At 34.6% G+C, this 298-nt stretch carries 1 protein-coding gene; it reads right to left on the reverse strand.

Translation table 11 applies throughout. From position 1 onward, the window contains the following. Positions 1–32 precede the first annotated feature (32 nt). A partial coding sequence (locus tag ACZYRN_RS19370) for a metal ABC transporter solute-binding protein, Zn/Mn family (RefSeq protein WP_488913195.1) occupies positions 33–298 on the reverse strand: 266 nt, incomplete at its 5' end.

Below are 298 nucleotides of genomic sequence, written 5' to 3' on the forward strand. Positions count from 1 at the left end.
GGATGTTAAGATTCATCTAACGACCTTATCATTTAATTTAATGCTTTTTTCAACGTTTCTATATTCCGTTTCATTAAACTTACGTAGTCTTCCTGATTTTTAACATCTTGATCTGTGATAGACTCTAAATAATGAAGGGTTAATGGTTCGGCTTTAATCTCATTTTTTACAACATCCGTTATTTTAGACGCAACATTTTGCTCAAAAATAACATACTTTACATTCTTTGCACGGGCATCTTTAATAAGAGTTTGCAGCTCCTTTTGTGAGGGCTCGTCGGTTGGAGAAAGACCCGCAA

The sequence above is a fragment of the Domibacillus sp. F004 genome, assembly GCF_057814295.1.